At 31.8% G+C, this 14,856-nt stretch carries 11 protein-coding genes; 6 read left to right on the top strand and 5 right to left on the bottom strand.

Annotation, left to right across the window (positions count from 1 at the left end):
- Positions 1-181 precede the first annotated feature (181 nt).
- Genes hemE through hemA form a run of 3 tightly spaced genes read right to left on the bottom strand, consistent with a single transcriptional unit; the run spans position 182 to position 4,070 of the window.
- Positions 182-1,207, bottom strand: a complete 1,026-nt coding sequence (gene hemE / locus WA327_RS03590) for a uroporphyrinogen decarboxylase (protein ID WP_336066584.1) — start codon at positions 1,205-1,207, stop codon at positions 182-184.
- Between the two features lie 27 nt (positions 1,208-1,234).
- Complete coding sequence (gene hemC, locus WA327_RS03585) at positions 1,235-2,815, bottom strand: hydroxymethylbilane synthase (RefSeq protein ID WP_336066583.1); 1,581 nt, start codon at positions 2,813-2,815, stop codon at positions 1,235-1,237.
- Entirely contained in the window at positions 2,808-4,070 is a 1,263-nt protein-coding gene (gene hemA, locus WA327_RS03580; protein WP_336066581.1) for a glutamyl-tRNA reductase, read from the bottom strand. Before hemA ends, hemC begins: the two co-directional genes overlap by 8 nt.
- Before the next feature lie 199 nt (positions 4,071-4,269).
- On the opposite strand from hemA, the gene WA327_RS03575 reads away from it, so the two are divergent.
- On the top strand, positions 4,270-5,163 hold the full coding sequence (locus tag WA327_RS03575; protein WP_336066579.1) for an AraC family transcriptional regulator: 894 nt from the start codon (positions 4,270-4,272) through the stop codon (positions 5,161-5,163).
- Positions 5,164-5,296: 133 nt separating this feature from the next.
- On the opposite strand, the gene WA327_RS03570 is transcribed toward WA327_RS03575, so the two are convergent.
- Positions 5,297-8,782: a TraB/GumN family protein gene (locus tag WA327_RS03570; protein ID WP_336066577.1), complete on the bottom strand. Its 3,486-nt coding sequence runs from the start codon at positions 8,780-8,782 to the stop codon at positions 5,297-5,299.
- 155 nt (positions 8,783-8,937) lie between these two features.
- Between WA327_RS03570 and hemH the strand changes: the two genes are divergently transcribed.
- From hemH to WA327_RS03545, 5 genes are read left to right on the top strand one after another with little or no spacing between them, the layout of a single operon-like run.
- A complete protein-coding gene (gene hemH, locus WA327_RS03565; RefSeq protein ID WP_336066574.1) occupies positions 8,938-9,981 on the top strand; it encodes a ferrochelatase in 1,044 nt (347 codons plus the stop codon).
- Positions 9,982-11,331, top strand: a complete 1,350-nt coding sequence (locus WA327_RS03560; RefSeq protein ID WP_336066572.1) for an MATE family efflux transporter — start codon at positions 9,982-9,984, stop codon at positions 11,329-11,331. It begins immediately after the preceding gene.
- Positions 11,331-11,879, top strand: a complete 549-nt coding sequence (locus tag WA327_RS03555; protein WP_336066570.1) for a CopD family protein — start codon at positions 11,331-11,333, stop codon at positions 11,877-11,879. The genes WA327_RS03560 and WA327_RS03555 overlap by 1 nt, the downstream gene beginning before the upstream one ends.
- A gap of 43 nt (positions 11,880-11,922) precedes the next feature.
- On the top strand, positions 11,923-13,374 hold the full coding sequence (locus tag WA327_RS03550) for an ATP-binding protein (RefSeq protein WP_336066567.1): 1,452 nt from the start codon (positions 11,923-11,925) through the stop codon (positions 13,372-13,374).
- 14 nt (positions 13,375-13,388) lie between these two features.
- On the top strand, positions 13,389-14,171 hold the full coding sequence (locus tag WA327_RS03545) for an enoyl-CoA hydratase-related protein (protein ID WP_336066564.1): 783 nt from the start codon (positions 13,389-13,391) through the stop codon (positions 14,169-14,171).
- 76 nt (positions 14,172-14,247) lie between these two features.
- Here WA327_RS03545 and WA327_RS03540 read toward each other — a convergent pair whose 3' ends face one another.
- A complete protein-coding gene (locus tag WA327_RS03540) occupies positions 14,248-14,850 on the bottom strand; it encodes a hypothetical protein (protein WP_336066562.1) in 603 nt (200 codons plus the stop codon).
- Positions 14,851-14,856 lie beyond the last annotated feature (6 nt).

Below are 14,856 nucleotides of genomic sequence, written 5' to 3'. Positions count from 1 at the left end.
AGTTGTGCTTTGACTACGCTCTACTTGAGACGTTAGCGATTGAGGCTTTGTTGAAGCTCTTTTATTTGCCATTAAAAGCAAATAAAAAGCGACTGCCGAAAGCGCGACCTACTTTTTATGTTTATTAGTAGAATTTTTTGACTAATTGTTACTTAAAAAAGTAGGTAACGCCCAAAAAATGTTAGGCTTTATAGTTTTTTACAGCATCTATAAATGCTTTTGCGTTTTCTAAAGGGATGTCTGGTAAAATACCATGACCTAAATTTACGATGTATTTATCTTTGCCAAATTGGTTAATCATATCGGTCACCATGTCTTTAATTTTTTCTGGTGAAGAATATAATCGTGTTGGATCAAAATTACCTTGTAAAGTAATGTTTCCGCCAGTTAAATAACGTGCGTTTTTAGGAGAACACGTCCAGTCTACACCTAAAGCAGATGCGCCAGATTTTGCCATAACGTCTAACGCAAACCAACAACCTTTACCAAATGCAATTACAGGAGCATCTTCTTTTAAAGCATCTATAATTTGTTGAATGTATTTCCATGAAAACTCTTGATAATCTTCAGGAGAAAGCATTCCGCCCCAAGAATCAAACACTTGCACAGCGTTACAACCTGCTTTTACTTTTTCTTTTAAGTAGGCAATGGTTGTATCTGTTATCTTTTGAAGCATTTGATGTGCAGCAACTGGATTTGTAAAACAGAATTTTTTGGCTTTATCAAAGTTTTTACTGCCTTGTCCTTGTACACAGTAGCATAAGATTGTCCATGGAGAACCTGCAAAACCAATTAACGGAATCTCGTCATTAAGTTTTTCTTTTGTGGCTTTTATAGCTTGGTATACGTAGTCTAATGCTTCTGTAACGTCTGGTACAATTACATTGTCTACATCTTGTTGTGTGCGAATTGGATTTGGTAAATAGGGACCAAAATTAGGTTTCATTTGTACCTCAATATTCATGGCTTGAGGAATTACTAAAATATCGCTAAACAAAATAGCTGCATCCATACCGTAACGACGTATAGGTTGTACGGTAATTTCACTTGCTAATTCTGGTGTTTGACAACGTGTAAAGAAATCGTATTTGGCTTTAATTTCCATAAATTCTGGAAGGTAACGACCTGCTTGACGCATCATCCATACTGGTGGACGTTCAACAGTTTCTCCTTTTAATGCTCTTAAAAATAAATCGTTCTTAATCATATTTTTATGTTCCGTTAAAACGGTTTTTTACTTGTTGGTGTAAAAGTCATTTACTAATTCTATAACGCTTTCTACAGTTGGTACTTTGGCAATGCGTACATCTTCAAAATGTTTGCTTGCTTCTTTTGCTGTAGTTTCTCCAATGCAAAACGCAATACCTTTAGCAACGTTTTCTTTTTTATAACTCTGTACTGTTGAAGGACTGTAAAACATAACGCCTTCTACAGATTCAGGTACTTTTAAACTATCGTATTTAGTTTGATAAGCTTCGATTTCGTTTACCTTGATATTGTTGCTTTCTAAAATGCTTGGTAAATCGTCTAAGCGTAAGTTACTACAGAAATAAGTAACTTCTGTACCTTCCATATATTCAACTAAATAATTGGCTAGTTTTTTTGCGTTTTTTTCGCTGTGTTTAACTTTACCAATTCGTTTTTCTATTAGTTTTTTGGTGCGTCTTCCAACGCAGTAGATATTTTTAAATTGAAGCTCGATAGGAGAAAAGCTTGTTAATAAAGCTTCGACTGCATTTTTACTTGTAATAACAACGTTTTCAATTTCGTTTTTTACAAATCTTGGATGAATACGATTAAGGCTTATTTTAATAAAGTCGCTACTTTCTGGCGTTACTTTTTCGTTGAATAAGAATCGTTGATCTTCTGTAAACGATTTTGTTGAGTAGATATTTACTTCTTTATTCTCGTCCTTTAGTTGATCCATTAAACGTTTTCCGCCGCGTTCTATAATATATTCTGCAGCCCATTCGGCTAAATCATGATGCTCACCGACAGCTTTTGTGCGTTTAACTTCAATTTTTTTGGTACCATCTTTACTTAACAATACACCGTGAAAGTGAATTTCGTCATTTTTAATGTAAGCAGATCCACCAATTGGTGCAGTACAGCCACCTTCTAATTTATTTAAAAATTTACGTTCTATGGTTGTACAGATTTCTGTCTCTTCGTGATTAATTTCTGAGATGATGTTTTTAGTCTCTTCGTCTTCATCTAAAACAGCAACCATAATAGCGCCTTGTGCTGGCGCAGGAACCATCCATTCTAAATTTACAGAGTTTTCGGGTCTTAAATTAAGACGACCAATACCTGCAGCTGCAAAAATTGCTCCGTCCCAATCATTATCTTCAAGCTTTTGTAAGCGTGTGTTTACGTTACCTCTTAAATCTACGACGTTATGGGTTGGATAGCGGTTTAACCATTGCGCGCGTCTGCGTAAGCTACCTGTAGCAATGGTTCCTTTTTTTGAAGCTAAAAACTCTTCATTTTTTTTAAAAACTAATGTGTCTCGAATGTTACCACGTTTTAAAACAGCACCTTGTACAATGCCTTTAGGTAATATTGTTGGGACATCTTTTAAAGAATGTACTGCAATGTCTATATCGTGATTAAGCATTGCTATATCTAAAGTTCTAGTAAAAATTCCGGTTATTCCAAGCTCGTAAAGTGGTTTGTCTAAAACGATATCTCCTGTAGATTTTACAGGAACTAATACGGTTTTATGACCTTTTTCTTCTAATAATTTTTGGACAACTTTGGCTTGGTAAAGGGCTAGCTCGCTATCGCGAGTTCCTATTCTAATGGTTTTAGACATTGGTTGTGGTGTTTTCTAATTGAAACACTTTTTTTATAAGTTCTAGACTATCGTCTGTTGAGGTTAAATCGTCTTTTAAATGATGCGCAAAATGATTAGTAATTTTTTGAATGATGTTATTACTAATTAATTCGGCTTGTTCTTCGTTAAAGTTAGCCATTTTTTTGCGTTGCGTATCTAATTCAGAAGTTTTAAAGTCTAATAATTTATCTTTTAAAGCTTTAATTGTAGGTGCAAATTTGCGGGTAGTTAACCACGCGTCAAATTCGGTTTTTATATCTTCAATAATAGATTCTGCTAAAGGAATATGCTTTTTTCTGCGTTCTAAAGTCTCATCGGTAATTTGTGATAAATCATCTAAATGAACCAATTTTACATTTTTTAAATCGGTTACATCTTCGTTTACATTTTTAGGTATCGATAAGTCTAAAATTAATAAGCCTTTTTTAGATTGAATAAGATGTTTATCAACCGTTGGGTTTTGTGCGCCTGTAGCTACAATTAAGATATCTGCTTTATTAATTTCTTCTTGAAGGTTTGCATAATCTTTTACAATAAGATTAAATTTTCCTGCAATAGCTTCGGCTTTATCCTTTGTGCGGTTAATTAAAGTGATGTGCGAATTCTTAGAGTGTTTTACTAAGTTTTCACACGTGTTACGACCAATTTTTCCTGTTCCGAACAATAAAATGTTCTTTTCTGAAACATCATCTACATTGTTCAAAATATAATGAACTGATGCAAAAGACACACTAGTTGCGCCTGTAGAAATATCGGTTTCGGTTTTTATACGCTTGCTAGCTTGTATAACCGAGTTAAGTAAACGCTCTAAAAACGGATTTAATAAATTAAGCGCTTTAGACGCTGAAGCACTTTTTTTAAGTTGCCCAATAATTTCAAAATCACCTAAGATTTGGCTGTCTAAACCAGAGCCAACCTTAAATAAATGCGATACTGCATCATTACCTTTATAGATGTAAGCGTATTTTTGAAACTCTTCTACATTACCTTTTGAGTTATCACAAAGTAATTGAATTAGCTGATATGGATGTTGTGCAAAACCGTAAATTTCGGTTCTGTTACAAGTTGAAGTGACTACTAAACTTTCTATTCCGTTGGCTTTGGCTTGTTGTAATAACGCACTTTTAGAGGTTTCATCTAAACTAAAATGACCTCTAATTTCTGCATCTGCTTTTTTATAACTTAAACCTAAGGCATAGAAATACGTGCCTAACGATTTTTGATAATGCTCCATGTTTTACCTGACTGGGACTTTATTAGGCTACAAATTTATACAGGAAGCTAAATAAAAAATAACGCTAAAAGAACTTTTAATATCGATTAGCGTTTTTTATGCGTCTTTTTTTCAAAACAATAACAAATGTCATATTTTAGCAGTGAATACAATGGTTTTAAGCTCTTTTGTTTAGAATCATTCTAAATAAAAGCTAAATATGTCGCTTTCAGCAACTAAAAAAAATAACGCTACAGGTTCTTTTGAAGAAACACAGGTTGATGATGAAGTTTTTGTATTAACTTATCAAAATGAAACTTCTGAAAATCAGATTATTGAGCGCTATATTGATAACAGTTACATCCAATTTCATTTTTGCTTAAAAGGCTTTAGCACCTTTGTTTTTAATAATGGAAATTACCGTTTAGATATTAAAGAAGAAACGTCTTTATTGCTTTATAATCCTGAACGTGATTTGCCTATTTACTTAGAAGTTAACCCAAATTGTTGGTTGGTTACGTTATTGATTTCAATTGAAAAATTTCATGGATTATTTTCTCAAGAGGCTAATTATATTACGTTTTTAAGTGAAGATAATCGCGATAAAAAATATTACAAAGACGGAAAAATTTCGCCATCTATGGCTATTACATTAAATCAAATTGTAAATTATAATTTGAATTCGTCTATCAAAAATTTATACTTTAAAGGAAAAGCTTACGAGTTGTTAAGTCTTTATTTTAATAAAGGTGAAGATGCAGATATAGAGCAATGTCCGTTTTTAGTAGACGAAAGTAATGTGGCAAAAATTAAAAGAGCTAAAGATATTATTATTGCAAAAATGGCAGAACCGCCAACGCTACAAGAATTATCTGAAGAGATAGGATTGCCATTAAAAAAACTAAAGGAAGGATTTAAACAAATTTATGGCGATTCTGTATTTAGCTTTTTGTTTGATTACAAAATGGAAGTTGCTAGAAAATTATTAGAGTCTGGAAAGCATAATGTAAATGAAGTAGGACTGCGTGTTGGCTACAGTACAGCAAGCCATTTTATAGCGGCTTTTAAGAAAAAATATGGGATAACACCTAAAAAGTATATTTTATCAAAATAAAAAAGCTGTCTGAAAACTGTCATTCTGAATGAAATGAAGAATCTCTTGGAATTACAAAGTGTCGATTAAATCTAAATAAGATTCTTCGCTTCGCTCTGAATGACAAAAAAATAGTATTTAAACAGTTTTTTTATTAATCGTTAAGTCGTTTTCGGTTTTTGTGTATGACTAGTTCTAAGACTTCTTCAATAAGTTCTTCGTCTTCTTTGTTTTCGTCTATGTAATCACCGCTATATCCAGATTTATAAAATACTTTTGTTTGTAATTTTTTAGGATCTTCTGGTTTTAAAAATGCTGCGTAGTAGAAGCGTTTATCTTCGTCTTTTTCACGTTTTTTGATAAACATGTAGAAGTAAATTTCACCTTCTTTATCATTATCGGTAATAAATTCTCTTTTACCAACAAAGTGAATAGAATCGCGTTCTTCTTGAATAGTTTTACTTTCAAAAAGAGTAGATTTTGCGTACATCTCTTGAGTTATTTTTTCTTTTAAATAAGGTTTAAATAACTTGTGTCTATACATTTTATCTACTAAAGTCGATTGGTTTTTAAACTCTTCTATTGTTTTTTCTTTAAGCTTTTCAGGTATGCTTTCGTTAGCTTTTTCTAATAAAACATAATAGGTTGTAAGTGCTTGATTATTGTTGCTATCTAACAGTTTTTCAAAGAAGATTTTTACGTTTTGCTCGTTTCTGTAAGGGAATAATAATTTTACATACTCTGGTAAAATGCTACTATAAGATCTGTAACCATAATTGTTGCTGTTACTTAAGCTACGTTTTACTTCAATCTTACCATCGGTTAAAATTTGCTTTTTATACTTTTTGTAAATTTTTGTTTTTACAACGTTACTATCTTTAAGGCGTGTTAAAAGCTCGTAAATTGGTTCTTTGTACTCTTTAATTGTGGTGTACTGCATGATGTTTGGAAACAGCGTCTTTTTAAGTTCTAAAGAGTCGCGATAACTGTAAAACATATAATTTATAGATTTATCTAACGGTAAATCTTTGCTTAATAAATCTAAAAACTGCTCGTAAGATTTTTTAGATTTTTTATTGATTAAAGATTTTAAGATGGTTGTTTGAATATCTGGCTCTGAGTAAGAATCTAGATATAGTTGTCTTAAAAAAGCATCGGTACGCGGATCTTCTAAATCGCTTAATTCTGAAATTAAAAAGGTTTTTAAATCTTCTTTATTCTCTGGAAATTCGAAATTTTTAATCAAATCTATCATTGTACTAGCATTAGCTTTGCTAAACTCAACTTTAGACTCTGCATTAAAGACAATACTATCATTATCTCTTAATGCTTCATAGAAAATATTGGTTTTATCGCTAAATACCGATTTACCTAAAAGTGTATCTAATGGTTCAAATGAATCATAAAATTTAGTGATAAATTCTGAAGGCCCAGAAATAGAATCTGTTAAGGTTTTAAGTTCAAAAAGCGCACCTTCTTTAAGGATGTTTTTTACTAAAATTTCTTTAGCACTTAAAGAGTCTTTTATGGTAAAATCATAATAGTACTTACCATCTTTTTGATACTTTTTCTTATCTACAACTTTATACTTTTTAAAGTCGTCAGTGTAGTCTTTATAGCTGCTGTAAGGGTTTAGATCATCATCTACTTCTTGCCATAAACTATCAATATTTTTATACATCTGTAAGTCATGAAATTTAACTTTAGAGATGTTTATTTGCTCGTTAGCTTTAGAAAAATAAGTGGTGTTTTTTGTCTTTTCTTCGTAGTCTTTTTTCTTACTACTGTAACCATAATAGTTATCATAAGATGGCGCCTTGGTGTTTGTGACTACTGAAAAATAAAGCGTTGTATCTGTAATTTTTTTAAACCCATCGTGCTTGGTAGCTTTAAATTTAAATGAATCAAAAAAGGCTTTTGCTTTTTGATCATCTTCACCAACATAACCTAACAAATAATAACTTCCGTCTTTTACAATACTTTTAAGATGAATATTTTCTGTACTAGTCGAATCTTTTTTGGCAATACCCATATAACTATAATATGGTGTTTTCTCAAAGCTTCCTGTATGGTCTTCAATTTCTAAATCTTTATAAAAGTTTGTGACAATAAATTTAGCTTCAAACTTATCTTCTTCAATGTAATATGTGTCATTATAAGCGCCTTCTTTTAAGAAATAGTAGTTGTTTCCAACTTTACCTTGTATAAGTTTTTGTCCAGCATTTTCAAGGTTTTCTGTAACTATATATTTAGGAAAGTTAACCTCGTATTTATTATAGTTTGAAGTGAAGTTTTCAAACTCTGAAGTTGGTTTTTTAAAAGTAATAGAATCAAAAATATCTGCTTCTTGGTTTAAAACATAGTCTTTTGGACCAGCTAACTTTACAATGATTACCTCTAAAGGTGTTTTGTAAATATGGTATTTTTGATAGTCTCCTTTTTTAGTTTTGTTTAAAACACTTATACCAGGATATGGTGAAGTAATTTCTTCTTTCTTAATAATATCTCCAGGAATATCTTCAAACAAAAAGTCATTTAAACGCTCTAAAGTAATGTCTTTTTCGTGCGGTAAATATTCAAAAGTATTAAAACGATTAATGGTTAAATATGCGCCATTAGTCATGTCTGGAGAGATGTAATATTTTTGACTTCCGTAAGCAAATTCAAATAACTCGGTAAAACTATTGATACTTATAAATTGATCTGGCGTACTATTTAAAGTTGTTTTTTCTGGTAGGATGTAATCCTCAATCGCGTCTTTTTTTGCTTTACCAACTTCGGTTTGTTCAGATAGTAAAGGTTTTACGGTGTATCCTTTCTTTCTAAATAACTCTAACATACCTTTTTTGCCAGGTAAATGTGCTGCGCCAACACCAGCAAATACAGTTTTGGTTTGCATTAAGCTATCCATAACATGTACCATATTTGCATTACGTTTGTAAAGCATATGCTCTCTAAAAAACTCGGTATTTGTTGCTTCACCAATAGAGTCTAAAAGCTTTAAATTTCTGTCTCTATAGGTGTTTTCTTGAACTAAATATGGACTTTCTTTTTCGTAAATTTTCTGCAACCAAGGATCGATTTTAGACTTTCTGGCATTATACTGCGCTTTTCCAACTAAAAAACGAGATTCTTCTAAATCTTCTAAACTAAAAACTTCTTTTTCTTTTTTCTTACCAGCTTGATAGATAAACATATCTAGGTAAGTTTCTTCTTCAAAATTGTCAGAATAGCCATCTTTACGGTATAAATAGCCGTTAATCATACGGTTATCTGCTCTTATGCTTCCTCTAATTTCAACTTCTTCAGGATGATCAATGCCCATTAAATTAGAGTAAAAGTTTTTATCGTAATTTCTGTAGCTATAATTTTGAGGAGAAAGTATAAGTGTTTCGTAATTGAAAGGTAACCAAGATGATGGATCAGACTCTAATGCTACGGTTTCACTTTTATCTAAAGCTTCAAAAAAAACATCGTCTAATCTAAACGCCACTTTTTTACTAACATGCATTGTACCATAAATGTATGATGGTTTGGTTAAACCATTACCAGATATTTCCCATAATAAACTTTGATTTTTTTCCTGAGCAATTGATGTAAGCGAAATTGCGCAAATAAGCGCAACAATATATTTTTTCATATGTTAAAACAGTATAGGTAAGGTAAATATATTAAACTAAATTAGATAACAAAGGTTTTGATTATATAATCATAGACTTTTAGTATTTTAACGAATAAAAATAAGACGGTATTATAAAATTAGAGTTGTATTTTTACAGTCTTAAATTTTTGCAAATGAAAAAAGGAGTACTTCTAGTTAATTTAGGCTCGCCCGATAGCCCAAACCCAAAAGATGTCAAAAAATATTTAGGCGAATTCTTGATGGATCCGCGTGTAATTGATGTGCCACAATGGGCAAGAACCCTTTTGGTAAAAGGAATTATCCTTAACACAAGACCAAAACAAAGCGCTAAAGCTTATCAAAAAATTTGGTGGGAAAACGGATCGCCATTAATTGTGATTAGTGAAGAATTACAGCAAAAAGTGCAAGAACAAGTAGAATATCCTGTTGCTTTAGCGATGCGCTACGGAAGTATAACCATTAAAAAAGGGTTACAAGAACTGGTAGATAAAGGTGTAGAAGACGTGTTTTTAATTCCTCTTTATCCGCAATTTGCTATGGCAACTACCGAGACTATTTTGGTGTTAGCTGAAGAAATCAGGCAACAACATTTCCCTAATTTAAAGATTGAAAGCTTGCCAGCGTTTTATAATAAACCAGAGTATATCAAGACGCTTTCAGAATCGATAAAATCTCATTTACAAGATAAAAATTACGACCACTTATTGTTTTCTTACCATGGTGTTCCAGAAAGACACATTAGAAAAAGTGATATTACCAACGGACATTGCAAACCTAGTGATATAATAGATTGTGCATGTTGTAAAACTGAAAGTAAAGCACATGAATTTTGTTACAAACACCAATGCAAAGAAGTGACAAGATTAGTTGCAGAATATTTAAATTTAGAAGAAGGAACTTACTCAACATCCTTCCAATCTAGATTAGGATTTGATCCATGGTTACAACCTTATACAGACCGAACTATTGAACGTTTAGGTCAAAGCGGTGTGAAAAATATGGCAATAGTAACGCCTGCTTTTGTTAGTGATTGCCTAGAAACTTTAGAAGAAATTGCTATGGAAGGTGAAGAAATTTTTCATGAAGTTGGTGGTAAAGACTTTACTACGGTTCCGTGTTTAAATACCGACCAAAATTGGGTAAATAATTTGGCAAAATGGATTGAAGAATGGGCTAAAACACCAGCAACAGTCTAAATGAAAAGTAGCAACTCATCTAACTTAGGAACAGAAACCATTAGTAAATTACTGGTAAAACAAGCAGTTCCGGCATCTATTGGTATACTAGTCATGTCTTTAAACATTTTAGTAGATACCATTTTTGTTGGAAATTGGATTGGATCGGTTGCTATTGCTGCAATTAATGTGGTACTTCCGGTATCCTTTTTTATTGCTGCTTTAGGGATGAGTATTGGTGTTGGAGGATCTTCTATTATTTCTCGCGCTTTAGGTGAAGATAATTACAAAAAAGCATTACGTGTTTTTGGTAATCAAATTACTCTAACTCTATTATTCACAATAATATTTGTAATTTTTGGATTGCTATTTGTAGATAATATTATTCCCGCTTTTGGCGGAAAAGGAGATATTTTTGAGCCTGCAAAAGTCTATTATACAATAGTGCTTTACGGTGTTCCGTTTTTGGCGCTTTGCATGATGGGTAATACAGTAATAAGAGCTGAAGGAAACCCAAAATTTGCAATGTACGCTATGTTAATTCCATCTATTGGTAATCTTATACTTGACGTTGTTTTTATCAAGTTTTTAGATTTAGGAATGGCAGGAGCAGCATGGGCAACAACAGGATCGTACTTATGCTGTTTTGTTTATATATTGTGGTATTTCTATTCAAAATATTCAACGTTAAAAATTCAAGCTAATCAATTTAGGTTAGACAAACCTATAGTTTCAGAGATTGCTAGTCTTGGTTTCGTAACATTGTCTAGGCAAGCTGTGGTTAGCGTAACCTATTTATTTTTAAATAACATACTATACAAATTAGGAGGAGAAAACTCTGTTACTGCTTACGCTATTGTTGGTCGTATGTTAATGTTTGCTTTATTTCCTGTGTATGGTATTACTCAAGGATTTTTACCAATTGCCGGTTTTAATTACGGTGCGAAAAATTATAAACGTGTTAAAGAAACCATTTTCACAGCCATTAAATACGCTGTTATTTTAGGAACAGTTGTCTTTATTTTGTTAATGGTTTTTCCTGAATTTATCACAAAATTGTTCACTTCAGATACCGAAGTTTTAAAAGAAACACCTCATGCTATGCGTTGGGTTTTTGCAGTAACACCAATTATAGCAATACAGCTAATTGGCGCAGCGTATTTCCAAGCAATTGGAAAAGCAACACCAGCTTTATTATTAACGTTAACAAGGCAAGGTTTCATTTTTATACCTTTGTTGTTAGTGCTGCCAAAGATGTTTGGAGAACTTGGTGTATGGATTAGTTTTCCAATTTCAGATGTACTTTCAACTATAATCACTGCTTATTTTTTATATCGCGAAGTCAAAACTAACTTAGTACCAAAAGACTAATGGAATATTATAATTATATAAAAGCGTTACACCTTATTTTTGTTGTGACTTGGTTTGCAGGTTTATTCTACATTCCACGATTATTTGTATATCAAATTGAAGCGTTTCATAAACCATCGCCAGATAAAGAAATTTTAGGTAAGCAATTAAAACTAATGGCAAAACGCTTATGGTTTATCATAACTTGGCCAAGCGCTATTTTAGCAACTATTTTTGCAATTTGGCTACTTGTTTTGCAACCATTTTGGTTAAAGCAACCTTGGATGCATGTTAAATTAACCTTTGTTGTTTTATTATACATTTACCATTACATGACCCATGTTTACTATAAACAATTACAAAAAGATGAAGTTAAAAAAACTTCAAACTTTATGCGACTTTGGAACGAAGGCGCAACATTTATACTTTTTGCAGTCGTATTTTTAGTGATTTTAAAAAGCGCCATCAATTGGGTGTTTGGTGTTGTTGGAATAATTGTTTTAGGCGTTTTATTAATGCTTGGATTTAAGATGTATAAACGCATTCGCGAAAAAAATCCTAACGCTTAAATCATAATCTAATTTTTGGTTTGATTATTGCTATATTTAAGGAATGAAATTCGGAAAACTTTCTTTACGCGTACGCATATTTATAGCTATGATTTTTCTGGTGCTATTAGCTTCCATATTAATAGCATTAGTAGCTGCCTATCAATATAGCGAAGAAACGCAAGATTACCACAAACAACGTTTAGAGCGTAAGGAAACTAGCATAAAACGTCACATAAATTTTGTGATAAGAGAAACGTCTTTTGAAGTTGTTTCAGAAAAAATTCCTTTCATTTTTAAAGAAGAAATCTATAAAATAGCAGACGTACATGGACTACAAGTTAATCTTTATGATTTAGAAGGTTCTTTATTGATTTCATCTAAAGCGGCATTACCACAAGACGTTAAAGAAAAATGCTTAAATGCAGAAATACTTAATATTTTAAACTCTACAGTTAATCATAGATATGTACAACAACGTGATGTAAAAGGACAAAGTTTTAGGTCATCTTACACCTATATTACAGACCAAAAATTTAAGCCTTTAGCTATTTTAAATCTACCATATTTAGAAAATGACGATTTTCTTTCGCGAGAGTTAAATGAGTTTTTTGAGCGCTTAAGTTATGCCTATCTTTTAATGCTAATTATAGCTGTGTTTTTGGCGTTTTTAATTTCAAAATATATTACCAAATCACTAAAAACAATTAGTGAAAAAATTCAGCAAATTAGGCTAGAAAAACGAAATGAAAAAATTGTTATAAAATCTTCTTCTTCAGAAATTGATACACTTGTAAAATCGTACAATAGTATGCTTGACGAGCTTGAAGAAAGCGCTGTAAAACTTGCACGAAGCGAACGTGAACAAGCATGGCGCGAAATGGCAAAACAAGTAGCGCACGAGATTAAAAACCCTTTAACGCCAATGCGATTAACGGTGCAAAGTTTTCAAAGAAAATTTGATCCTCAAGATCCTGATATTGTCAAAAAGTTAGATGAATACAGTAAAACACTTATTCAGCAAATTGACACTATGAGTTCTATTGCAAGTGCATTTTCAAACTTTGCAAAAATGCCTGCACAGCAAAACGAAATGCTTAACGTAGTTAAAATTATAGATTTAGCACTAGATATTTTTAACGAAGATTATATAGAGTTTTTACCTGAAAAAGAAGAAATTATTGCCAAGTTTGATCGTACTCAATTAATAAGAGTAGTCACTAATCTGGTTAAAAATGGTATACAATCCATACCAGAAGACAGGCAGCCAAAGATTGTAGTGCAAGTTTTGGATTTAGAAAAAGATGTACAAATTAATATTTCTGATAATGGATCAGGAATTTCAAAAGAAAACTTAGACAAAATTTTTGAACCAAAATTTACTACAAAGTCAAGCGGAATGGGACTTGGACTAGCTATGGTTAAAAACATTGTAGAAACTTACAAAGGAACCATTACCTTTGTAACTGAAGAAAATACAGGAACGACTTTTACCGTTTCGTTTCCTAAAGAATAAAAAACACTTCTATTATGAATTTTGAAAATATACTAAGTACAACCAATCAAGGTATTACTACGATTACAATTAACAGACCATCAAAGTTAAATGCTTTAAACAAAGCAACTATTGAAGAGCTTCATCAAGCTTTTAAAGCGGCAGATCAAGATAAAGAAACTAAAGTGATTATAGTTACTGGTAGCGGCGAAAAAGCATTTGTAGCTGGCGCAGATATTAGCGAATTTGCCAATTTTGATGTTGAAAATGGCGGAAAATTAGCAGCAAAAGGTCAAGAAATTTTATTTGATTTTGTTCAAAATTTAAATACGCCGGTAATTGCAGCAGTTAATGGTTTTGCACTTGGTGGCGGATTAGAATTAGCTATGTCTGCTCATTTTAGAATAGCAAGTGATAATGCAAAAATGGGCTTACCAGAAGTTAGCTTAGGTGTTATACCAGGTTATGGCGGTACACAACGTTTGCCACAATTAATAGGAAAAGGTCGCGCTATGGAAATGGTTATGACAGCAGGAATGATAGACGCACAAACCGCATTAAACTATGGTTTAGTAAATCATGTGGTAACTCAAGACGAATTATTGCCACTTGCAGAAAAGATTGCTGGAAAAATCATGAAAAACTCCAGCGTAGCTATTGGTAAAGCAATAGATGCAGTTAACGCAAATTACAAAGATGGCGTTAATGGTTTTGAAGTAGAAATTGAGCAATTTGGGGCTTGTTTTGGTACCGAAGATTTTAAAGAAGGTACTACTGCGTTTTTAGAAAAAAGAAAAGCAGATTTTCCAGGTAAGTAAAACGATAAATTTAAATTTCAAGCATAAAAAAAGTGAGCCTAACAAGCTCACTTTTTCATTTTTCAACTAAATCTAACTATAAGTCAAATTTCTCTTCAAATACTCTACCTTCTGTGGTGAATACTAATTTGTAATTTCCTTTTTCTTTTTCAGATAATTTAAACACTTTGTCAAGTGTAATATCATTTTCTAAAGTTTCGGTATGGATTAATTCGTAATCTCCGTTAAAATCTTTATCAAAAAATAACTCTATTTTTAAAGGTGCTTTTCTTGTAGATAATTGAGATACAAATAATAATTCGTTTTTTAATCTTACAGACGGTTTGTAAACAACAGTTTCTTTGTCTTTATTAAAAGTAACATTGTTATAAGCCACAGTAAAAGGAATGGTATGCACTTTTAATGTTTTTTCTAACTCAAAAAAGTAATCTCCGTTTGGTAATGCTGTTAAGTCAAATGTTTTGTTGTAATTACCATTTTTGTTAATCGTCTCTTTGTAGATTACAATGTTATTTTGGTCTATAATAGATAATTGTTGTCCTTCTTCTACATCATTGATGCTAACCGTCGTTTTTTCTGCATTTGCGTTTACGCTAAAAGTTCTGTCTTCGTTTGCAATTGTTAAAGTAGTTGCTAAAACAGCTACAACTAACAAGCTTTTTTTAATTAATGTTTTCATAATTTT

This window comes from Mesoflavibacter sp. CH_XMU1404-2 (genome assembly GCF_037029465.1).
GTDB lineage: Bacteria > Bacteroidota > Bacteroidia > Flavobacteriales > Flavobacteriaceae > Mesoflavibacter.
This window is presented reverse-complemented; position numbering and strand designations above follow the sequence as displayed.